Source organism: Fructilactobacillus sp. X2R1C1 (assembly GCF_059901435.1).
The window spans coordinates 1-233 of sequence record NZ_JBWXUV010000165.1; the positions used below are offsets into that span (position 1 = coordinate 1).

Consider the following 233-nt stretch of genomic DNA (forward strand, 5'->3'; position numbering starts at 1 on the left):
CTCACGGCATCTCCATTTATGCTGGCGACAACGTACCAACCGACGCCGCAGCTTACGGTGCTAGTGCAACTAACGAAGATGGAACAAAGGCAACGATTACCAAGATTGATACATCCAAGGTTAATAATCAGGTACCAGGACAGTATCAGGTTGGCATTACCGCATCAAACGGCAAAACCTTCTTTGTTCCAGTAACAGTTTTAGCAAATCAGGCTAACATTACTGCTCATGGC

Annotated in this window: 1 protein-coding gene; it reads left to right on the forward strand. The window is 45.9% G+C overall.

What is annotated here, in order from left to right; translation table 11 throughout:
- On the forward strand, positions 1-233 hold a 233-nt coding region (locus AC6UDG_RS07895; RefSeq protein WP_500707019.1), incomplete at both ends, for a hypothetical protein.